The sequence below is a fragment of the Pseudomonas mercuritolerans genome (genome assembly GCF_025706525.1).
Classification (GTDB): Bacteria; Pseudomonadota; Gammaproteobacteria; order Pseudomonadales; family Pseudomonadaceae; genus Aquipseudomonas; species Aquipseudomonas mercuritolerans.
Genome location: NZ_JAMSHA010000001.1, coordinates 20,926 through 42,599 on the forward strand (window position 1 = coordinate 20,926; position 21,674 = coordinate 42,599).

At 60.6% G+C, this 21,674-nt stretch carries 19 protein-coding genes; 9 read left to right on the plus strand and 10 right to left on the minus strand.

The genetic code is table 11. The annotated features are described in order from the left end of the window. Positions 1 to 236: 236 nt before the first annotated feature. Together ND528_RS00090 and ND528_RS00095 are read right to left on the minus strand one after the other, a co-directional pair. On the minus strand, positions 237 to 578 hold the full coding sequence (locus ND528_RS00090; protein ID WP_130911692.1) for a YajG family lipoprotein: 342 nt from the start codon (positions 576 to 578) through the stop codon (positions 237 to 239). An 85-nt stretch (positions 579 to 663) separates the two neighbouring features. After that, positions 664 to 1,305 (minus strand): class II glutamine amidotransferase domain-containing protein, encoded by a 642-nt coding sequence (locus tag ND528_RS00095; protein WP_263469287.1) that lies wholly within the window; start codon positions 1,303 to 1,305, stop codon positions 664 to 666. A 167-nt stretch (positions 1,306 to 1,472) separates the two neighbouring features. Between ND528_RS00095 and ND528_RS00100 the strand changes: the two genes are divergently transcribed. The 3 genes from ND528_RS00100 (at position 1,473) to ND528_RS00110 (ending at position 3,502) form a co-directional block, all read left to right on the plus strand. After that, on the plus strand, positions 1,473 to 1,721 hold the full coding sequence (locus tag ND528_RS00100; protein WP_122699173.1) for a hypothetical protein: 249 nt from the start codon (positions 1,473 to 1,475) through the stop codon (positions 1,719 to 1,721). 105 nt (positions 1,722 to 1,826) lie between these two features. Continuing rightward, on the plus strand, positions 1,827 to 2,984 hold the full coding sequence (locus ND528_RS00105) for a GGDEF domain-containing protein (RefSeq protein WP_073474876.1): 1,158 nt from the start codon (positions 1,827 to 1,829) through the stop codon (positions 2,982 to 2,984). 8 nt (positions 2,985 to 2,992) lie between these two features. Next, positions 2,993 to 3,502, plus strand: coding sequence for a PaaI family thioesterase (locus ND528_RS00110; RefSeq protein ID WP_263469289.1), 510 nt, complete (start codon positions 2,993 to 2,995; stop codon positions 3,500 to 3,502). 298 nt (positions 3,503 to 3,800) lie between these two features. Here ND528_RS00110 and ND528_RS00115 read toward each other — a convergent pair whose 3' ends face one another. Continuing rightward, positions 3,801 to 6,005 (minus strand): OsmC domain/YcaO domain-containing protein, encoded by a 2,205-nt coding sequence (locus ND528_RS00115; RefSeq protein ID WP_212616151.1) that lies wholly within the window; start codon positions 6,003 to 6,005, stop codon positions 3,801 to 3,803. Between the two features lie 220 nt (positions 6,006 to 6,225). Between ND528_RS00115 and ND528_RS00120 the strand changes: the two genes are divergently transcribed. Continuing rightward, complete coding sequence (locus ND528_RS00120) at positions 6,226 to 8,835, plus strand: bifunctional diguanylate cyclase/phosphodiesterase (RefSeq protein WP_263469291.1); 2,610 nt, start codon at positions 6,226 to 6,228, stop codon at positions 8,833 to 8,835. 3 nt (positions 8,836 to 8,838) lie between these two features. On the opposite strand, the gene cydB is transcribed toward ND528_RS00120, so the two are convergent. The 5 genes from cydB to ppk2 form a co-directional block, all read right to left on the minus strand. After that, positions 8,839 to 9,840 carry a cytochrome d ubiquinol oxidase subunit II gene (gene cydB / locus ND528_RS00125; RefSeq protein ID WP_212616149.1) on the minus strand — a complete coding sequence of 334 codons (1,002 nt, stop codon included), beginning with the start codon at positions 9,838 to 9,840 and terminating at the stop codon, positions 8,839 to 8,841. A 12-nt stretch (positions 9,841 to 9,852) separates the two neighbouring features. After that, a complete protein-coding gene (locus tag ND528_RS00130; protein WP_263469292.1) occupies positions 9,853 to 11,202 on the minus strand; it encodes a cytochrome ubiquinol oxidase subunit I in 1,350 nt (449 codons plus the stop codon). A 27-nt stretch (positions 11,203 to 11,229) separates the two neighbouring features. Next, the gene (locus ND528_RS00135; RefSeq protein WP_263469293.1) at positions 11,230 to 11,619 is read right to left on the minus strand and encodes a VOC family protein; all 390 of its coding nucleotides are present in this window, start codon (positions 11,617 to 11,619) and stop codon (positions 11,230 to 11,232) included. Positions 11,620 to 11,642: 23 nt separating this feature from the next. Next, positions 11,643 to 11,858: a hypothetical protein gene (locus ND528_RS00140; RefSeq protein WP_016774424.1), complete on the minus strand. Its 216-nt coding sequence runs from the start codon at positions 11,856 to 11,858 to the stop codon at positions 11,643 to 11,645. A gap of 715 nt (positions 11,859 to 12,573) precedes the next feature. Next, positions 12,574 to 13,389: a polyphosphate kinase 2 gene (ppk2, locus tag ND528_RS00145; protein ID WP_263469790.1), complete on the minus strand. Its 816-nt coding sequence runs from the start codon at positions 13,387 to 13,389 to the stop codon at positions 12,574 to 12,576. A 190-nt stretch (positions 13,390 to 13,579) separates the two neighbouring features. On the opposite strand from ppk2, the gene ND528_RS00150 reads away from it, so the two are divergent. The 3 genes from ND528_RS00150 (at position 13,580) to msrA (ending at position 17,361) form a co-directional block, all read left to right on the plus strand. Next, entirely contained in the window at positions 13,580 to 15,706 is a 2,127-nt protein-coding gene (locus tag ND528_RS00150) for a TonB-dependent receptor family protein (RefSeq protein WP_263469294.1), read from the plus strand. A gap of 344 nt (positions 15,707 to 16,050) precedes the next feature. Beyond that, entirely contained in the window at positions 16,051 to 16,728 is a 678-nt protein-coding gene (locus tag ND528_RS00155) for an enhanced serine sensitivity protein SseB C-terminal domain-containing protein (protein WP_263469791.1), read from the plus strand. A gap of 126 nt (positions 16,729 to 16,854) precedes the next feature. Next, complete coding sequence (gene msrA, locus ND528_RS00160) at positions 16,855 to 17,361, plus strand: peptide-methionine (S)-S-oxide reductase MsrA (RefSeq protein WP_016774420.1); 507 nt, start codon at positions 16,855 to 16,857, stop codon at positions 17,359 to 17,361. 18 nt (positions 17,362 to 17,379) lie between these two features. Here msrA and ND528_RS00165 read toward each other — a convergent pair whose 3' ends face one another. Further along, a complete protein-coding gene (locus tag ND528_RS00165) occupies positions 17,380 to 18,597 on the minus strand; it encodes an MFS transporter (protein WP_263469296.1) in 1,218 nt (405 codons plus the stop codon). 129 nt (positions 18,598 to 18,726) lie between these two features. Between ND528_RS00165 and ND528_RS00170 the strand changes: the two genes are divergently transcribed. After that, on the plus strand, positions 18,727 to 19,350 hold the full coding sequence (locus ND528_RS00170; protein ID WP_016774418.1) for a TetR/AcrR family transcriptional regulator: 624 nt from the start codon (positions 18,727 to 18,729) through the stop codon (positions 19,348 to 19,350). Between the two features lie 5 nt (positions 19,351 to 19,355). Here ND528_RS00170 and ND528_RS00175 read toward each other — a convergent pair whose 3' ends face one another. Beyond that, positions 19,356 to 20,582 (minus strand): MFS transporter, encoded by a 1,227-nt coding sequence (locus ND528_RS00175; protein ID WP_130912175.1) that lies wholly within the window; start codon positions 20,580 to 20,582, stop codon positions 19,356 to 19,358. A gap of 59 nt (positions 20,583 to 20,641) precedes the next feature. On the opposite strand from ND528_RS00175, the gene ND528_RS00180 reads away from it, so the two are divergent. Beyond that, complete coding sequence (locus tag ND528_RS00180) at positions 20,642 to 21,637, plus strand: AraC family transcriptional regulator (protein WP_408005019.1); 996 nt, start codon at positions 20,642 to 20,644, stop codon at positions 21,635 to 21,637. Positions 21,638 to 21,674: the final 37 nt, after the last annotated feature.

A 21,674-nucleotide genomic window follows, 5' to 3' on the forward strand; every position in this document is an offset into this window, starting at 1 on the left:
GAAGACCTTTTGGTTCCTTTTGGGGCGTTTGCCAAAAGGGACTCGCCGTAAGGGCGAAACCGCCAGCCGCAACACCCAAAAAAACGGATATTCACCCAAAACCCCCAAAGCATGGTCGGCCCAAAGGCCGCCAAGACCCAAAAAAAACCCCACAACCGAAAACCAGTGTGGGGCGAAAAAATTGGTTGGTTGCGGCCAACCAAAGGAGCTCTGTCAAAACCCGTCAAGCGCTCAGATCAAATGCAATCCTGAGCCGCCCGCTCAAAACTCGAAGGCAACAAATTCGACGCCAGCAAATGCCGTTCATAAATGAACACCTTGCCACCCTTCCCCGCCTTGTACGCCTCAAGCACGTTGTCCGCCGACACCTTGCTCGGCACCACGATCCGATAACTGCGCTGACTCTGCGAAACCGTCGGATTCAACGCACTGCCCTGCAACTTCGGCACCACGCACTCGGCGTACTGCGCCGGCGTCTTGCTGGTCTGCAACGTCAGGGTCGGATCGTTCGGCGCCGAAGCGCAACCGGCGAGCAACAGGGAAACAAAAGCCATGGCTGGCACGAATAAAGGACGCATCTGGGTAATCCTGAAAATAAAGGTTCGGTTCAACCGGCAACGGTTCGACTTCACGGCGCCGCCGTTGCCATTTACGTTTTAAGAATCAGCTCGACGCCACCAGGGCCTTGAGCGACACATCGAATTGCTTCAGCGCGTCGAGTTGCAGGTCGCGCTGCTGATTGATCTGCGCGGCGACTTGCGGCGCCGCCTGGTTGTGCACCCAGACCGAAGGCAGCTCTCGCTCGATCGCCCCTTCCGCCTTGCCGATGTATTGCAGATCGGCGTCGTAGAACCGTGCAGAGAAGCGCGCTTCGACCAGACTGTTGCGCTGGGTCAGCAAACGATTGAAGGTGTCGAGCTTGACCACCACGTCCGGATGGGCCTGAAGCAGCTCATCCAGATTGTCGTAAACGGTCACCGAGACGAACTGTTGCTGCAGCGAACTCATCAGCCAGTCGAGGGCCAGTTCCGGGTCGGAGCTGCCGACAAAGGCGTCGCGGATTCGCGAGTCCAGTGCGTCCTTCGCGCCGTTGAGCGCCATGTCGTGGTAGCGCTCCAGATATTGCAGGTTCTGCAAGGTGTTTTCGCTCAACAGCACACCCACGGTCTGCGTGTGCTGCAACGCAGAGGCGCTGGCGGTGATGGGTTGCAGGTGACACGACCGGGCGTCGTCTGCGTAAGCCGGTGCGGTAACTACCCCGCCCATCAGCAGGGCGATCATTGCCAGTCGAGTCAGAATGTTCATCGCGCAATTTCCTTGAGCTGCGTCTTCGATGGAGGCGATTTTCCGCCGATCTCCGGCAAAGCAGAACTTGCGTTTCTTGATGGTCACTATTACTTCCAGCAATAGTTGCGTGTCGCGCAGACTGATGCACACTGGATACATCCAAGAAAAATGATGAGGGTCTCGCCTTGAGAACGTTTGATCTGATCCGTGACGCCGTGCTGCCCGAATATCGCGACCGCGTGGCGGAATACCTGATGCAGTACGAAAGCGTCCTGCTGGACAAAAACAGCCGCGATGCGCAAGTGATCCGCGACACTGCCCAGCAACTGCGCGGTTACCTGCGCGGGCTCAACACCACGCGAGTGCTGGGCATGGCCTATTGGGAAGAGCTCGATCGCCGCGTGGTAGACACCTGGCTAAGCCCGCAAGAGTGACCGCTGAAGCGCCAGTGGTCTGCCCGGCAACGCGCCCCCTGCGAAAAACCTGACCAAACGCTTACAATCGCAGGCCTATTGCCATACAGACAGGCTTGCCCGGAAATGCCGCTCGACCCGCCAACGATGCTGACCATCACGATCGCCCTCGCAGCCGCTGCCGCGCTGTACCTGGCGGTCGAGTGGCGCAGCATCCGTGAGCCTTCGCTGCTGTTCTGGAGCGCCGGTTTCGCCACCATCACCATCGGTTCCACCCTCGCGCTGCTGCGCAGCAGCGGTTTTCTGCTGCTGGGCATCTGGTTCGCCAACGGCCTGCTGGTGACCGCGCACTTCTTTTTCCTGCTCGGTGTGGCGCGCTTCACCCAGACCCGACTGTCGCCGGCGTGGTACCTGATTTTCGCGACGTGGCTGATCATGTTGATGTTGCCGGACGGCCCGCTGTGGTCCAAGGCCATGCTGGTGGCCAACTCGCTGCTGGTGGCGATCCCGACCCTCAAGGCCAGTTCGCTGCTGCGCCCGCACGGCAAGTCGTTGAGCGTTGGCGCGGTGCAACTGCGTTATGTGCTGCTCGGCCACGGCATCTTTTATGTGGCCAAGGCCCTGACCGTGGTGATCCCCGGCACGCTGATCGATCTGGCGGCGTTTCGCGGCGAGATCATTCAGATCTCGCTGGTCGAAGGCGCGATGGCGATCATGTTGATCGCCCTGTCGATGACCGGCACCGAGCGTTATCGCCGGGAAAAGCAGATCGCCCGCCTCGCCGAGCGCGATCCACTCACTGCCCTCTACAACCGCCGGGCCCTGGAAAAACGCACGCCACGCCTGTTGGCCGGTGTCTCCGCGCAAAGACCGGGTGCGTTGCTGTTGATCGATATCGACAACTTCAAACTGGTCAACGACCAGTACGGGCATATCGCCGGTGATCGCTTGCTGATTGCTCTGAGCGAGATGATCCGCGCCCAGCTGCCGCCCCATGCGCTGACGGCGCGGCTGGGTGGCGATGAGTTTCTGATGCTGCTCAACAACGCCTCAGCCGAAGCTATCCTTGAACTGGGCAATGCCTTGCGCGAACAGTTTCTGGCCTTGGCGTCGCACACCTATCCCACGTCCGCCGCGGTGACTTTGAGCATCGGCGCAACCCTGTTCGACAAACCGCCGGCCAGTCTCGCGGCGCTGATCGAGCTTGGCGATGCCGCGCTCTATGAGTCCAAACGCGGCGGCCGCAACCGCTTGCGCCTGTCCGGCCTCGCCACTCCAGGATGAACCCAGCCATGTCCAGCCACGACACCCCGCTGCAAGACCTCGCCGCCCCCGAAGGCGTTTGTTACGGCTGCGGCGGCCGCAATCCGCAAGGCCTGCACGTAAAAAGTCGTTGGGATGAGGACGGCAGCCACGTCATCGCCGAGCATATGCCCGAAGCTCAATATTGCGGCTGGCCGGATCTGGTTTACGGCGGGCTGATCGCCATGCTCGTCGACTGTCACTCCAACTGGACCGCCATGGCCTGGCACTACCGCGCAGAAAACCGCGAAGCCGGCAGCCTGCCGCGCATCGACTGCGTCACCGGTAACCTTGGGATCAAGTTCATCAAGCCAACGCCGATGGGCGTACCGCTGCTCTTGCGCGCACGGGTCGAAGGCGAAGTCGGGCGCAAGACCCGGGTGATTTGCGAAGTGTATGCGGGGGAAGTGCTGACAGCGGTGGGTGATTCGGTGTTTGTGCGGGTGGATACAGGGCAGTTGGCGGATACGGCGCATGGCCGCAAAAGTCCCTCACCCTAGCCCTCTCCCAAAGGGAGAGGGAACTGACCGCGGTGTTTGGTGCAGATACGCCGACCCGGGAAACCGGGTCGAACTCAAATCCTGAAAAGCCTCTCACCCTAGCCCTCTCCCGGAGGGAGAGGGAACTGACCGAGTTGTACATGCGAAGTACGCCGGCCCGAGATACCGAGTCGAGTGCAGGTTTTGAACACCACACAAATCGGCTCCCTCTCCCTCGGGAGAGGGCTGGGGTGAGGGGCTGCGGTTCAAGCCTCGGAGCCACACTCAAGCCGAAAGCGAAACGTCCTGAGCCAGCTCTTCAACGCGACAAAGCCGCCACACCCGCCCGCGCCGCATGCAGCTTTTTATAGCTTTCGATCAAGCGCAAATGCCGATCCAGCCCTTCCAGCTTCATGCTCGTCGGCGTCAAACCGTAAAAACGCACACTGCCATTCACCGAGCCAATCGCCGCATCCATACGCTCGTCACCAAACATCCGACGGAAGTTGGCCTCGTAGTCTTCCAGCTCGAGATCCTCGTCCAGCTCCATCTCCAGCACCACATTCACAGCCTGATAGAACAAGCCGCGCTCAACGGTGTTGTCGTTGTATTGCAGGAACGCCTCGACCAGATCCTTGGCCTCGTCGAACTTCTGCAGCGCGAGGTAGATCAGCAGACGCAGTTCCAGAATCGTCAGCTTGCCCCATGGTGTGTTGTCATCGAACTCGATGCCGATCAGCGTGGTGATATCGGTGTAGTCATCCTGCTCGCTGCGTTCCAAGCCCTGGACCAGATTGCGCAGGCCAACCTTACTGAGGTTGTGCAGGTTGAGGATGTCGGCGCGAAATTGCAGGGCTTTGTTGGTGTTGTCCCAGATCAGGTCTTCGATCGGGTAGATCTCCGAGTAATCCGGCACCAGAATGCGGCAGGCCTTGGCGCCGATGTGCTCGTAGACCGCCATGTAGACTTCCTTGCCCATGTCTTCGAGGATGCCGAACAGCGTCGCGGCTTCTTCGGCATTGGAGTTTTCGCCTTGGCCCGAGAAGTCCCACTCGACGAATTCGAAGTCTGGCTTGGCGCTGAAGAAGCGCCACGACACCACACCGCTGGAATCGATGAAGTGCTCGACAAAGTTGTTCGGCTCGGTCACTGCCTGCCCGGAGAAAGTCGGCTGCGGCAAGTCATTGAGTCCTTCAAAGCTGCGGCCCTGAAGCAGTTCGGTCAGGCTGCGTTCCAGCGCGACTTCCAGGCTCGGGTGCGCGCCAAACGAGGCGAAGACGCCGCCGGTGCGCGGGTTCATCAGGGTCACGCACATCACCGGGAATTCACCGCCCAGCGAGGCGTCCTTGACCAGCACCGGGAAACCCTGCTCTTCCAGGCCTTTGATGCCGGCGAGGATGCTCGGGTATTTCTCCAGTACCTCTTGCGGTACGTCCGGCAGGGCCATTTCGCCTTCGAGAATTTCGCGTTTGACTGCGCGCTCGAAAATTTCCGACAGGCACTGCACCTGCGCTTCGGCCAAGGTGTTGCCGGCGCTCATGCCGTTGCTCAGGTAGAGGTTTTCGATCAGGTTGGACGGGAAGTACACCACTTCACCGTCCGACTGGCGCACGAACGGCAGCGAGCAGATGCCACGCTGGGTGTTGCCGGAGTTGGTGTCGTACAGGTGCGAGCCGCGCAGTTCGCCGTCGCGGTTGTAAATGCCGAGGGTGTATTCGTCGAGAGTCTCGCTTGGCAATTCGTCCTTAGGACCCGGCTTGAACCACTTCTCGTCCGGGTAATGGACGAATTCGGCGTTGGCGATGTCTTCGCCCCAGAACTGGTCGTTATAGAAGAAGTTGCAATTGAGGCGCTCGATGAACTCGCCCAGCGCCGACGCCAGTGCGCCTTCCTTGGTCGCGCCCTTGCCGTTGGTGAAGCACATCGGCGAATGCGCGTCGCGAATGTGCAGCGACCAGACGTTGGGCACGATGTTGCGCCACGAGGCGATTTCGATCTTCATGCCGAGGTCGGCAAGGATCTTCGACATGTTGGCGATGGTCTGTTCCAGCGGCAGGTCCTTGCCGGCGATGTAGGTGCCAGCCTGGGAATCGGACTGCGGCATCAACAAGGCCTGGGCATCGGCGTCGAGGTTGTCGACTTCTTCGATGATGAACTCGGGGCCGGTCTGCACCACCTTCTTCACGGTGCAGCGGTCGATGGAACGCAGGATGCCCTGGCGATCCTTGTCCGAGATGTCGGCGGGCAATTCGACCTGAATCTTGAAGATCTGGTTGTAGCGGTTTTCCGGGTCGACGATGTTGTTCTGCGACAGGCGAATGTTCTCTGTCGGAATATTGCGCGTGTCGCAGTACAGCTTGACGAAGTAAGCCGCGCACAAGGCCGACGACGCCAGGAAGTAGTCGAACGGCCCCGGTGCCGAGCCATCGCCCTTGTAGCGGATGGGCTGATCGGCGATCACCGTGAAGTCGTCGAACTTGGCTTCAAGTCGAAGGTTGTCGAGAAAGTTGACCTTGATTTCCATGCGGGATTACCAGAATACGGCTAAACGAATGGCGGCCATTATCCGGTTTTTGTGCGGGAAGTCTCGCCCTTTCGGGATTCGCCGCTGGCCGGCGGTTCTGGAAATTCCATCGGATTCGCTACACTTTGAAAAAATCCAGGCGATACCAATAACAACAATCTGAACATTGTGCGCTCGCCATTGTTCTAGATTCAGAAGACACCGGATCAAGGACGAGCACATGGCCGTTACTCTCCCTGCGCAGCCAATCCCCACCCCGCAACGCGCCGTGACCCGGCGCCTGGCCATCGCCGTTGGCGCACTGTTTGTTGCGGGTGTCATTGCCGCGATCAGCACCCTGCTTGGCATTGCCAATTCCCTTGACGCGAAAGACCTGGAACAGAACCAGTTCTATTCCGTGCGCGCCGTGGAAAACCGCGTCACCGCATCGAAAAACTACATCACCAGTTACGCCTACTGGACCCGCGCCTATGAGGCCTTGAGCGGGCCGATCGACGTCAATTGGGCCTATACCGAACAGAACATGGGCAAGACCCTGTTCACCAGCGACGGCTACGACGGCGTGTTCGTCCTCGATCGCAAGCGCACCAAGTACGCGGTGATTCGCGGGCAGATGGTTGAAACCGACGTATCCGGCGTACTGCAAGCGCCCGCCTCGGCACTGGTCGAGCAGGTGTTGAGCCAGCCTGATCTGACCAAGCCGATCAGTAGCTATTCATTGTTCGAAGGCTGGCCGGCGCTGATCACCGCTGCCGCGATCATTCCCAACGACGAGCGCCCGCTGGATGAATTGAGAAACACCTCGGTGCTGGTGTTCGTCGACAAGCTGACCCCGACCAAACTGCGCAAGATCGGCAGCGGTTATGGCCTGACGAACCTGACCCTGGTTCCGGACGACACCATTGAAAAAGGCCATCCAAGCGTGCCGCTCGACAGCACCGGCTACAGCCTGGTCGCCGACCTGCAACGGCCCGGTCAACAATTGTTGTGGACGTTGGTGCCGCCGCTCGGCGCGACGTTTCTGGTGCTGATGCTGCTGACGGCATACTTTTTCCGCCACGCCCTGCGCTCTTCGCAATACGTCGATAACAGTATCCATGCGATGCAGGCGTCGAATCAGGCACTGGAAGCCGCCAATCATGCCCTCGAAGCCAGTGAGGAACGCTTTCGCGCCGTGGCCGAAGCGGCGTCGGACTGGATCTGGGAAGTTGATGATCAGTTGGCGCTGACCTATCTGTCGGCGCGCTTCAGCGAAGTCACCGGCTACCCGCAAGCCCTGTGGCTGGGCCAGGACATCGGCGAATTACTGACTTGCGACACCACGCCACTGGAGCTGTGGCTGCGCAAACTCAGCGAAGAAAACAGCGCCGGCGATTTGCGCTGCACTTATCGCGATCACTCCGGGCAGCCACGCCACTGCCGGCTCTCGGCGCGGCCGATTTTCGACAAGGACAGCGTCGTCGGCTATCGCGGCACTGCCAGCGATATCACCGACGAAGTCGCCGCCCATGCGCAGATCCAGCACCTGTCGATGCATGACGCCCTGACCGGTCTGCCCAACCGCAACAAACTGGCGCGTTATCTCGACGAGGTCTTGGTGTTGAAGGAACATTCGCCACCGCTGTCGCTGCTGATGATTGATCTGGACAACTTCAAACCGATCAATGATTCCCTCGGCCATCCTGCCGGTGACGCGGTTCTTCAGGAAGTCGCAACGCGCCTGCGCGAATGCACCCGCGAACATGACCTCGTCGCCCGCCTCGGTGGTGATGAATTCGTCGTGGTGCTCAATGGCATGGACAGCCATAACGAGATCGACAAATTCTGCACACGGCTGATCGGCAGCCTGCATCAGCCGATCCTCTACGAACAGCATCCGCTGCACATCGGCGCCAGCATCGGCATCGCCCTGAGTCGTCGGCACGGTTTCGTCGCCAGCGATCTGATCCGCTACGCCGACATCGCGCTGTATCAGGCCAAATCCGACGGCAAGAACACCTGGTGCTATTTCGAAGCGCACATGAGCGATCAGATCCAGACGCGCCGGCAAATGGAAGATGACCTGCGCCATGCGCTCAAGCACAACGAATTCGTCCTGCACTATCAGCCGCGCTACAAGGTCGATGGCAAGCACATCGTTTCGGTGGAGGCGCTGGTGCGCTGGCAGCATCCGACCCAGGGCCTGCTCGGGCCGGACGTGTTCATTCCGCTGGCCGAGCAGACCGACCTGATCGTACCGCTGGGCCGCTGGGTGCTGCGCGAAGCCTGCGAAACCGCGCTGGAATGGCCCCATGACATTCTGCTGTCGGTCAACCTCTCGCCTGCGCAGTTCGCCCTCAGCGATGTCGTCGAGGATGTTCGCGAAGTGCTGGTGGAAACGCGTTTCCCGGCCAGCCGCCTGGAACTGGAGATCACCGAGAACGTGATGCTCAACGACACCGATGGCGCGCTGACCACCATGAACCAGCTCAAGGAGCTCGGCGTACGCCTGAACATGGACGACTTCGGCACCGGTTATTCGTCGCTCGGTTATCTGCGCGCCTATCCGTTCGACGGGATCAAGATCGACAAACGCTTTATCGCCTCGATCAGCAGCGGCACCAACGATCGTGCCGTGGTGCAGGCGATCATTGGCTTGGGCAAGGCCATGGGGCTGACGGTGACGGCCGAGGGCGTCGAGACCGAGGAGCAACTGGCGATTCTCGGCAAGGATCAATGCAACGAGGTGCAGGGTTATTTCATGAGTCGGCCGATCGACAAGACGGCTTTTGCTGATCTGCTACGAGCTTCGCGCCTGTCGCTGGTGAGCAAAAAAGGTCGGGTAACGTGAATCTCAACCATCGTTGGCAACGCGCACCTTGCCGCTGAACACGCGGAAACCGAAGGTGTTGTAGGCCAGCGTGATGGGGATCAGCACGGCGAATCCGACCAGCATGAAGATCTGGCTGTTGGGGCTTGAGGCTGCTTCGCTCAAGGTCAGATCCGGCGGAATGATGAAAGGAAATAGCGCGACCAGCATCACCGCAAAAGCCAAGACGAAAATGCCCAGTGCGGCGAACAGCGGGATGAAGTCGAAGCGGCTGTGAAAACCTTTGCTGAATACCCATCCTAGAGCACCAAGGATAAGCCCTGCCGGCAACCACAGCCGAATATCGGCAAGCCGCCGGGCGTATTGCGGCTGCAACGTCGCCGTCCATGCGATCAGCACCAGCAATAACGCCACAACGACCAGCGACAGCACGCGGGCCTCTCGCGCCGAGTGCTGCTGCAGTTCATCAAGGGTGCGCCAGTACAGCCAGCACGTCCCCAGCCAGACGTAACCGAGCACCAGCACCAAACCGCAAAACACAGGGAACGGATTCAGCCAGTCGCGGCCATCGCCAATGTACTGACCGCCTTGATGGGCAACGCCTTTCACGAGGGTGCCGAGCACCATGCCCTGGACAAACCCGGTCAGCAGCGAAGCCAGGGCCAACACGCCGTCGACGATGCGCTTGCGTCGCTCGTTCGATGCGTAATCGCGAAACTCCAGCGCCATGGCCCGCGCGATCAAGGCGAGGAACATCACGATAAACGGCACGTACAAGGCCGGCAGCAAGATCGCATACGCCAGCGGAAACAACGCCAGCAGCCCGCCGCCGCCGAGCACCAGCCAGGTTTCGTTGGCGTCCCACACCGGCAGAATCGACACCGCCATAGCCCTGCGCTGCTTGCTGCAAGGCGTGAGGCCCATGAGCATGCCGACGCCCAGATCGGTGCCGTCGAGCACCACGTAGTTCATCACCGAGAACGCCAATGCGGCAGCGCACAACAGCGTCAGCCAGTCGGTGTCCATTTCTGCGACTCCTCAATGCCCGGTTTCGTCGGCAAGCGTGGGCTGCGGCCCGGGTTGATCCTCCTGAGGCGGCTCGCGCAACAGGCGCAGCAACACCCACAGACCGATGCCGAAGATCAGCAGATAAAACAGTAGAATCAACCAGGTCGAGCCGACCACTTGAGCCCTGGACACCGATGACAGGCTGTCCGCCGTGCGCAGCAATCCGTAAACGGTAAACGGCTGTCGCCCCACTTCGGTGACGACCCAGCCGCTGAGCATCGCCAGAAATCCGGCCGGCGCCAGCAGCACGCACGCGCCCAGCCAGCGACGCGCCGTGTACAGGCGATTACGTCGGCGCAGGATCAGGCTGACCACACCCTGCCCAAGCATCAGCAGTCCCAGCCCGACCATCAGCCGGAACGCGAAAAACACCGGCGCCACGGGCGGGATGTCCTCAGCCGGAAATTCATCAAGCGCGGCGATGGTGCTGGTCAGGTCATGCTGCAGGTAGAGGGAGCCGATGCGTGGAATGGCGACTTCCCAATGGTTGCGCCGCTCGTCCATATCCGGCCATGCGAACAGGCGCAGTGGCTCCCCTGCCCCTTGAGCCGGGCGCGTCCATGAAGCTTCGATTGCCGCGACTTTCTGCGGCTGGGCTTGCAAGCTGTGTCGCCCATGCAAATCGCCGACGACAATCTGCACCGGCATCAGCAGCGCAATCACCCACAGCGCCATGGAGAATTGCAGGCGAGCACGCGGGTTTTTCGGGGCCTTGCGCAATTGCCAGGCACTGATCCCGGCAATCAGCGTCGCGCTGCCGATGAACACGGCGAGCAGCATGTGCGCCAGGCGATAGGGAAACGAAGGATTGAAGATGATTGCCCACCAATCCTCGGCGAGGAAACGCCCGTCCGCGCCAATCGAATAGCCGGCCGGGGTTTGCATCCACGAATTGGCAGAAAGAATCCAGAACGCGCTGATCAGCGAGCCCACCGCCACCGCACACGTTGCAAAAAAGTGCAAACGCGGGCCGACCTTCTTCAGGCCGAACAGCATGATGCCGAGAAATCCCGCTTCGATGAAAAACGCCGCCATCACTTCATAGAACATCAGCGGACCGAGGACATCACCGGCCTGCACCGACAGCCGCGACCAGTTGAGACCGAACTGATATTCCAGAATCAATCCCGACGCCGTGCCCACTGCGACATTCAGCGCAAACACCTTGAGCCAGTAGCGATAGACATCCAGATAAACCTGGCGCCCGGTCCTCAACCACAACGCTTCCAGCACCATGAGGAAATTCGCCAGACCGATGCTGAACGCCGCCAGCACGATGTGGAAGCTGATCGTGATCGCGAACTGGGTGCGGGCGGCCATCAGGGCCGAATCAACAGGCTCCATCCATCAGCCGCTGTAGAACACAGCAAGCTTGTTGCCTTCAGGATCGCGCAGATAGGCCACGTAAAAGTCCGGCGTATAGGCCTCGCGAGTGCCCGGCGGGCCTTCGTCGCTGCCGCCACTGTCGAGCCCGGCCTTGTGCACCTGATCAACCCTGTGCCGCGAGTCGGCGCGAAACGCCGGCATCATGCCGTTGCCGGGTGTCGCCGGCTCACCATTGAACGGTTTCGAGATGTGCACACTGCCGGGGCCATTGGATTTGTCGACGCAATCGGGCAGGTAAAAACAGTAGTGTTCTTCGCGATCATGCCGGTAGCCAAGCGGCGTAAGGATCGCCTTGTAAAAAGCCGCCGAACGCTCGACATCGTTGGCGCCGATAAACAGATAACTGAGCATGGGATCTCCTCCGATGGCAGCTGTCAGCGCTGTGGCTGTTCCTCGTTCAGGGTGAAAACGTTGCCGGCGTCACGCACCAATTGGCGCCATTCGGCACTGGTGATCAGGCCCTGCTCCTCCATCTGATCCGCAGCCTTGAGCAACTCGTCATACTGCTGTTCCGGATCCAGATCGCCCTCGGCCTGCTCCGCCATCCTGCGCCATGCCGCCAGTGATGCCTTCTTTTGCTGATCGAACATATGGGTATCTCCTGAGGACTTACCCGGTAGAAAAATCAGCGCGACAGAGGTTCAGGGCAGACGACGGATGGACGGGTGATGCGCAAAACCTTGTGAGAGAGACCCTGCTCGCGATAGCGATATATCTGTCAAATTAAATTTGAATGTCCCTCCGTCATCGCGAGCGGGCTCACTCCCACAGAAAAGCAAAATCAAAAGATCGCAGCCTTCGGCAGCTCCTACAGTTGGATCGCGTACCACCTCGAGAACAGGTCGGCTGTCAGGCCGCCTTCGCGAGCAGGCTCGCTCCCACAAAAGCAAAAGCAAAGCAGCGCAGCTGCCCGCGGCGAAGCCGCCCCACTCAACAATGAGCGCAAGCTCGAGTGCTTTTGATCTTGCTTTTGATCCACCGGCGACGTCGGAAGGCTGAGTGGAGGGATTGATCCGGGCGTGGGAGCGCAGCGACCGTTCGACGAAGTCGAACACAGCGGAAGGAGGTGCAGCGAAGCAAACCGGAGCCGCTGCGCCCGGATCAGTCCCGGAGCGAAGGAACCCGAGCCTGCGAGGGCCGAACGCAGGAGCAAGCCTTTTGGGTTACCTTTTTGGCGTCTGAAAAAGGTGACTCGCCGTAAGGGCGAAACCGCCAGCCGCAACACCGCAAAAACGGATATTCACCCAAAACCCCCAGAGCATGGCCGGCCCAAAGGCCGCCAAGCCCCCAAAAACCCCGCAAATGTCAAAACCGCTCCGCCACCCGCTTATACGGATAATCCGGCTCCCGATACTTGCCCGGCTTCTGCCGTTTCGGCAACTCGACCTTGTCGCGCTCCACCTCCTCATAGGGGATGCGACTGAGCAGATCAGTGATGATGTTCAGCCGCGCACGACGCTTGTCATTGGAGTCGGCAACCCTCCACGGCGCCCAATCGGTATCGGTATGCTTGAACATCTCGTCCCGCGCCCGTGAGTAGTCATACCAGCGGCTGTAGGATTTCAGATCCATTGGTGTCAATTTCCAGGTCTTGCGCCCGTCATTGATCCGCGCTTCTAGCCGGCGGGTCTGTTCCTCAGGACTAACCTCAAGCCAGTACTTGAGCAGGATCACCCCCGAATCGACGATAGCGTTCTCCACCCAAGGGATCGATTTGAGAAACTTGTCAGCCTGTTCTTCCGTGCAAAAGCCCATGACCCGTTCGACGCCGGCGCGGTTGTACCAACTGCGGTCGAAGATCACCACCTCACCGCCCGCCGGCAAATGCGGCAGATAGCGCTGCACATGCATCTGGCTCTTCTCACGATCTGTTGGCGCCGGCAGTGCCATCACCCGGAAGACCCGTGGGCTGACGCGTTCCGTAATCGCCTTGATCACCCCGCCCTTGCCCGCACCGTCGCGGCCTTCGAAAACAATACACACCTTGACACCTTTGGCGATGACCCACTCCTGCAGCTTGACCAGTTCAATGTGCAGTTTGCGCAGCTGTTGGAGATAGTCCTTGTTTTTCAAGCGTGGGCGTTCGATTGCCTTCGCAGGTTTCTTCTTGTCTTTCGCCATGAACCTGTCCTCACGCTTCAACAGCCCGCTGAATTTGTTTATTGACCCGAAGGGCCTGATCCGTGAGGTTAGTTCACGCCGGGTTGTTTGCCATTGCCGGGCAAAAAAGCCCTGTCGCCATGTGTTTCCTGAGGTTGTTCCGACGTCGCACTGTTCATTGCCCGATCCCCTGTTTGCTGGAGTTTTTTCGATGCCGTCGTCCAAATCATTGCCCACTGCCCTGCTCGGTCTGACCCTGGCCTGCCCGGCGATGGCCGAGACCCAAGGTCTGGAGCTGGGGCAAGTGCTGATTTCGGCAAATGAGCGCAGTGGCAGCGATGCAGCGGTCGAAGAAGCGCGGGAACGCCTTCAGCAGGTTCCCGGCGGCACCAACGTGGTCGACATGCGCCAGCCGTTGCAGGGCCGCGTTGCCAGCAATCAGGATGTACTGGCCTATCAGCCGGGCGTGTATGCCCAATCGGCGGGCAACGAAGGTGTGAAGATCTCCATCCGCGGTTCAGGCATCAACCGCGCACCCGGCGCCCACGCCTCGGGGCTCTACACGATGCTGGATGGCTTGCCCCTCACCGGCCCCGGCGGCACACCGTATGAATTGCTCGAGCCGTTGTGGGTCGACCATGTCGAAGTGCTGCGCGGCGCCAACGGTTTCGATCGCGGCTCGCTGGCGCTGGGCGGCGCTATCGATTACGTCAGTCACACCGGTTACACCGCGCCAAAGCTGCAAGTGCGTTACGCCACCGGCAGCCATGGCTATCAGCAGCGCCAGGTCAGCTCCGGGCAAGTGCTGGGGGATTTCGATTACTACGTGTCGCTGACCGATGCCAATGCCGACGGCTATCAGGACCACACCGCCAGCGAGAGCAAAGGCCTGATCGCCAACTTCGGCTATCGCTTCAACCCGAATCTGGAAACCCGCTTCTATTTCCGCTATCGCGAAACCGACAACGACCTCGCCGGTCGCGTGACCAAGCATTCCATCGAACACAGCCCACGGGCCGCCAACCCGGCGTATGTGGCCCGCGATGACAGCCGCAAGCAGCCCGGCAGCACCTTCATCGGCAACAAGACCACGTTCTACCTCGACGACGATTCGAGCATCCAGACCGGCCTCGTCTACCACGACTACCCGATGGATTTGCGCGAAGGCCCGAACCGGTTGAAAGTGGCTTATACCGACGTCAGCGGCACCTTCGACTACAAGCGCCGCGACACCCTGTTCGGCATGGAAAGCCGCAGCAATGTCGGCCTGCGCGTGACCAAGCACCTGCCCAACGATGGCGCCAGCGAGTTCGTGCGCATTCCGAGTGGCAACACCGCCAGCTATGCCCCCGGCACGCGGATGCGTAATTTCACCTATCAGGGTTCGGATACCGTCCTGCATTTCGGTAACGACCTGGAAATCGCCGACGACCTCTGGCTGACCACCGGCCTCGCCGCGATCTACACCCGCCGCGAAAGCGCCGTGACCTATCCGCAGGGCGGCGGCAAAACCAGTCTCAGCGACTGGGACTATGCACCGCGCATCGGCCTGCGCTATCTGATCACCCCCGACGTGCAAGTGTTCGGCAACCTCAGCCGCTCCGTCGAAGCACCGCACCCGTGGTCGCTGATCTACAGCTCCAACGTGCGCTTCCCTGCCGGCAATGGCGCCGCCACCGGCACCCAGCGCGACCCGGTCGAACTGCAAAACCAGACTGCAACCACTCTGGAAATCGGTGGCCGTGGCGACAGCCATTTGGGCGAATGGAGCCTGGCCTGGTACTACGCGCAAGTTCGTCACGAACTGCTCTCGGTACTGCCGGACGCCAACGCCGTCACGCCCTACGAACTCAACGCCAGCCCGACCGTGCACCAAGGCATCGAGGCCAGCCTCAACAGCAAACTCTGGACCGCCGCCGACGGCCGCCAGCTGAGCTTGCGCCAGGCCTACACCTTCAGCGACTTCCACTACCGCGACGACGAACGCTTCGGCGACAACCGCCTGCCGGGCCTGCCGATGCATTATTACCAGGGCGAACTGCGTTACGACTGGCCGCAGGGCTTCTTCGCCGCCGTGAACACACAATTGGTGTCCAAAGTTGCCGTGGACTACGCCAACAGCTACTACGCCGACCCTTACGCCCTGTTCGGCGCCACCCTGGGCTACAACGCGCCGAAGGGCGACTGGCAAGGCTGGGTCGACATGCGCAACCTGACCGGCAAACGCTACGCGGCAACGGTCACGCCGGGGTATGACGACAAAGGTCTGGATGCCGCGCGGTCGACCCCGGGTGAAGGGATGGGGGTTTATGTTGGGGTTTCGTGGAGTTTGCTATAAGACCCAACGCGAGATTCAAATGTGGGAGCGAGCCTGCTCGCGAAAGCGGTGGATCAGTCGTGCATTATTTGACTGACACGACGCCTTCGCGAGCAGGCTCGCTCCCACAGTTGGCTTGGTGGTGTTGGTTAGAACGGCGCAGGATTCGAATCTTTGGACGAGTATATTCGTGAAAGCACGTACCCTCGAACCGACCAGATAATCTTCGCTCTCCACTGAAAATAACGGACTGACCTCATGGATACTTCCCAAGAAAACCCATTGGAAACATCACTCCGGCTGGCCGCGGACGAACCCGCGCATCGCCCTGACTTCTATCGCACCTGCTGGATTCCACTGTCTATATCCTCGGCACCGCCGGTGCGGCGCAAGGTCATGTCAATCTCGAAGCCGGCAGCAATATCAGCATCGCCCATTGGCAGAAGCCCGATGGCACGCCGGTCATTCCGTTCTTCTCCTCGCTGCCAACGCTGCAACAATCCATCGACAGCGAGCAGAGCTATGTGGAGATACCGGCCCGATCATTGTTCGAAATCACGCTGGGCGCGCTGCTCTTTCTGAATCCGAAGTCGCCGTACGGCAAGGAATTCCTTCCGGAGGAAGTGCAACGCCTGCTCTCAGGCGAAATCGGCCGGCCCGCCACGCAGCGTACCGTTGAAAAAGAAACCAACGTGTTGCTTGGACAGCCTTCGGACTACCCATCGACGATGGTCCATTCGCTCTCGCAACTGCTTGCCAAACACGCCAATGTGAAACGCGCGTTCCTGGCGCTGATGCACGACCCCTCGATTGATGAAAAACCGCACCTGATCGTGGGCATCGAAGCGGATGGCGATATCGAGCAGGTCATGCGCGAGGCCGGCAATGTCGCTGGGGACACGGCTCCTGATGGCGGGCCGGTTGACTTTTGCCGCGTGTTGACGGGACAAGCCGGGCTGAGTGATTACTTCCTCAGGGAGACCAAACCATTCTACGAGCGCAAGTCACCGAGCAAGCTGCGTTCGTTCTTTGGCTTTGGTTGACAGTCGCCTGCAGGCCGCTTGATCAGCAGGCCAATGGTCGATTCTGATAAGCGTAACCTTGGATTCTCTCAACCCGCCCTCATAACAGTGGGTATACCCCCATCGTCTCGAGAGGAAGCACACACCATGACCACTCAAACCGAAACTGCCATTCTCGCCGGCGGCTGCTTCTGGGGCATGCAGGATTTATTGCGCCGCTACCCGGGTGTGCTGAAAACCCGCGTCGGTTACACCGGCGGCGATGTGCCGAATGCGACCTATCGCAACCACGGCAACCACGCCGAAGCCATCGAGATTGAATTCGATCCGGCCGTGATCAGCTACCGGCAGATCCTCGAGTTCTTCTTCCAGATCCACGACCCGAGCACGCCTAACCGTCAGGGCAACGATCTTGGCCCGAGCTACCGCTCGGCGATCTACTACCTGAACGACGAGCAGCGCGCCGTCGCTGAGGACACCGCCGCCGATGTCGACGCATCGAAATTGTGGCCGGGCCGAGTGGTTACGGAAATCGAACCGGCCGGCCCGTTCTGGGAAGCGGAACCCGAGCATCAGGATTACCTGGAGCGGATTCCGAACGGCTACACCTGCCATTTCATCCGGCCTAACTGGAAACTGCCGAAGCGCGGTTGAAGAAACTGCTGGCGGGGTTCAATGCCCCGCCACCACCGAAGCTTCTACAGAGCGCGGGCCCGACTTGAAACCGTGGGCCCGGGCACCCCAGGCAATGGCGAAGGCGATAGCGACCAGTGCCAGCATGGCCCACGGAAATGAGGTAACGCCCCACTGATCGAGCAGCACGCCGCCGACGACACCGCTGCCAGCGATCGCGCTGTTCCACGCCACTACGTTCAACGACAAGGCGACATCCGCTCCGTCGCCCGCCGCATCAGCCAGCGCCGTTTGCAACAGCGTCGCCGCGCCGCCAAAGGTTAAACCCCATGCCGCCACGCCGAGATAAATCACCTCTGGGCTGCCTCCGCCAAATCCCAGCGCCACGCAGACGGCGGCAAAGGTCGCCAAACTCAGCAGAACCGTCGAACGCAGCAGCGGCTCGACCAGCTTCGCCGTCAGCCATATCCCGACCAGCGCGGCGATGCCGAAGATCAACAACACCACATCCACCCGCTCGGCCATGCCCGCCGGCGCCACGAACGGAGCGATATAGGTGTAGAGAATGTTGTGCGCCAGCATCCAGCTGATCACCACTGCAAGCACAGGACGCACGCCCGGGGTAGTCAAGACTTTGCTCAGCGATAGGCGTTGATGGGCCGGCTGCGGCGGGTAGTCGGGCACTTTCACCAGCACCCAGACGATCAGTACCAAGGTCAGCGCCGACATCAGGCCGAATGTAGTGCGCCAACCGACCAGCCCACCGAGCCACGTACCCAGAGGCACGCCCAGCGACAGCGCAATCGGTGTGCCGACCATCGCCAGTGCCAACGCCTTGCCCTGCTGTTCGGGCTCAACCATGCGTCGCGCATAGCCGGCCAACAGACTCCATGCCAAACCCGCTGCAACCCCGGCGAAGAACCGCGCGACCAGCGTAACGCCGTAGTGCGACGACAGCGCGGTAATCGAATTGAACAGCAGGAAACCGACAATCGTCAGCAGCAGCACGTTGCGGCGCCGCCAGCCCCGGGTGGCGATGGTCATCGGGATCACCGCCAGTACGGAACCCAATGCGTACGCGGTAACCATTTGCCCGGCCATGGACGGCGAAATCGCCAGGCCTTCACTGATCAACGGCAACAGGCCCGCCGGCAGGGTTTCGGTGACGATGCAGATGAAGCCAGTCATGGCCAGCGCCAGCAAAGCGCCGATGGGCAGACCTTTTGGCGTAGCCGTTAACGTGATTGAAGGTGTCACTGGAAGCTCCTCGAAAAACCGACTCAGATTTAAATACCGATCGATCTAGATCCTGAGGGTGCATGCGCAGCGTTGTCAACAATTTCTGTATCGACTAGTCTTTATATTAAATCAATGAGGAGTCAGGTCATGGCGAGAACCGGTCGCCCCCGTCAGTTTGATCGCGACGACGCCGTCGATCAGGCTTTGCAACTGTTCTGGCAACACGGCTACGACGCGACATCGCTGGCCCAATTGAAGGCAGGCCTGGGTGGCGGTATCTCTGCACCTAGCTTCTACGCCGCGTTCGGTTCCAAGGAAGCGTTGTTCGATGAATGCGTGCAGCGTTATTTAACCACCTATGCGCAAGTCACCGAGTGCCTGTGGGACGACAGCCTGCCACCACGCCAGGCGATCGAGACCGCTTTGCGCCAGTCGGCACGCATGCAGTGCGACGACACACACCCCAAGGGCTGCATGGTTACCCTCGGCGTCATGAGCGCACCGAGCCCGGAAACCGCCCATGTGGCGCAAGCCCTGACCCACTCAAGGCAGCGCACCCGTGCCGGCATTCAAGCCTGCGTCGAACGCGCTGTGAATGCCGACGAGCTGGCCAGCGGCACAAGTGCGGCGGCGATGGCGACGGTATTCGACAGTTTCCTGCAGGGCATATCCATCCTCGCCAGAGACAACACCGCGCTGGATAACATTGATGCTGCTATCACTCAGGTCATGCAAACCTGGGACATTGCCGTCACGCGTAAGGCGGATTGATCAAATCACAAATGCACCGGTGCCACCGGCGCCGAACCCGGCTCCGGCACATCGACATTGACCTTCAGTGCAATCAGCAGCGCGGCCAGTAACATCAGAATTCCAGCCGCTACAAACACGCCATTGATACCGCTGAAACTGAACACCGAACCGCCAGCGGCGGCGCCTGCGGCAATTGCCGACTGCACGGACGCCACAACCATGCCGCCCGCGCTTTCGGCCTGATCGGGTATCGAGCGCGCTACCCAGTTCGACCATGCGACCGGCACACCACCGAAAGCCATCCCCCACAGCGCCAAGAGCAACGCCTGCCCGGTGACCGAGGCCGGTAACCCGACCAACGCCAGAGCAGCAACGCCCACCAACACCGGCATCAGCACCAACGTTGTCCTTGGATTGCGCTGCAACAGCCAGCCGGCTAACAGCGTGCCGCCAAAGTTCGCCACGCCGAAACCAAGGAGCATCAGTGCTAGCGTCTGCGGGCCGACGCCGGTGGTGCTTTCCAGAAATGGCCTGATGTAGGTGAATAACGCGAAGTGGCCGGTGTGCACCAATACGCAGCCGAACATGCCGATGGCAATGCCCGGTCGCAGCAACACCTCGAGCACCGTGCGCAGGCGTGACGGACGATGCGGCGCCAGACTCGGTAGCGTGAACATTTGAAAGACCAGCGTCACCACGCCAACCGCCGCAGCTGCGAAAAACGCACTGCGCCAGCCAAACTGACCGCCGAGATAACTGCCCAATGGCACCGCGACCACGGTCCCCACGGCGATCCCGCTGAAGATAATCGACAGCGCCCGTGGCAGCAGCGCCGCCGGCACCAGGCGCATCGCCACGGCCGCCGCCATGCTCCAGAATCCGCCCAGAGCTATGCCCAAAAGAATGCGCATGATCAGCAACACCGCGAGGCTGGACGACAACGCCACCAGCAGATTCGACGCGATCATCAGTACCGAGAAACCGAGCAAGACCAGGCGCCGATCAAGACTGCGCGTCAATCCAGGTACGAGCAATCCGGCAAACAGCGCCACCACCGCAGTCACCGTCACCGCTTGCCCGGCCAGCGCTTCGCTGACGCCGAGATCGAGCGCCATCGGCGTCAGCAGGCTGGCCGGCAGATATTCCGCCGTGAGCAGACCAAACACGCCCATCGCCAGCGAAAACACCGCCATCCAAGCAGGCACCAGCGGCCCCCCTTCAGTTCGCCCATCACCTACACGTTCATTCATTTCAAGACCCCCTCGGACATTTCGAGAGGGCAGTCTATTGGCGACAACCCGGATGATCTATGATGCGCAGTCTTGAACTTTTGATCGAAACCCCGAACATGAGCAGCACCGATCCCTTTGCACTGTCATCAGACCTGATCACTGAATTGCTGCGCAGCATGCGTCTGCGTGGCGTGCAATATCGGCGGATCCACGCTGGTCCGCCGTATGGTCTGGGTTTCAGCGACAAGCCCGGCCATGCGTATTTCCACTTCGTCGCCGCTGGATCGACGGTATTGCGACTGGAGGACGGCAGCCTGTACGAGTTGTCAGCAGGCAATGCGGTATTCATTGCTCATGGTGCCGCGCACCAGTTGCTGTCACACCCGGGCGCCGAGGTGCAGGACATTGACAGCGCCGTCGCCGCACCGCTCGGCGACACGGTCTGCGCGGTGCAGGTCGGGCAAAGCGCCGATTCGCCCGATAGCGCCCTACTCTTTAGTGGCTGTATGGAGTTCGAACTCGGCAGCCTGCAAGGCCTCGGTCGGCTGATGCCGGGTCTTATGCTGATCGACGCCGGCGGCCAGCGTTATCCGGGACTTATGCCAATCCTTGCGACCATGGAACGCGAAGTCAGCGCAGCGCGCATTGGCTTCGCCGGCATTCTCGCGCGCCTTGCCGACGTAGTGGCGGCAATGATTGTTCGCGGCTGGGTCGAATGCGCTTGCGGCAATGCCTCCGGTCTCGTCGCCGCCCTGCGCGACCCTCGCCTGGCGCAGGCCTTGCTGGCCCTGCACCAACAACCGGGGCGCGACTGGAGCGTCGCCGAACTCGCAACGCTGTGCAACACCTCACGCTCGGTCTTCGCCGAACGCTTCCAGACCACCCTCGGCACCCCGCCGCTGCGCTACGCCACCGAACTGCGCATGCGCCTGGCCAGTCAGTGGCTGACGCTGGAAAGACTGCCAATCGAAGAAGTGGCGCAGCGCTTGGGCTACACCTCCCAAGCGGCGTTCAGTCGTGCGTTCAAGCGGATAACAGGAAACTCACCGGGAGCGAGTCGGCGCCAGCGCTGAAGACGAGAATCGCCGTAACAGAGCCGCTCTCATTATG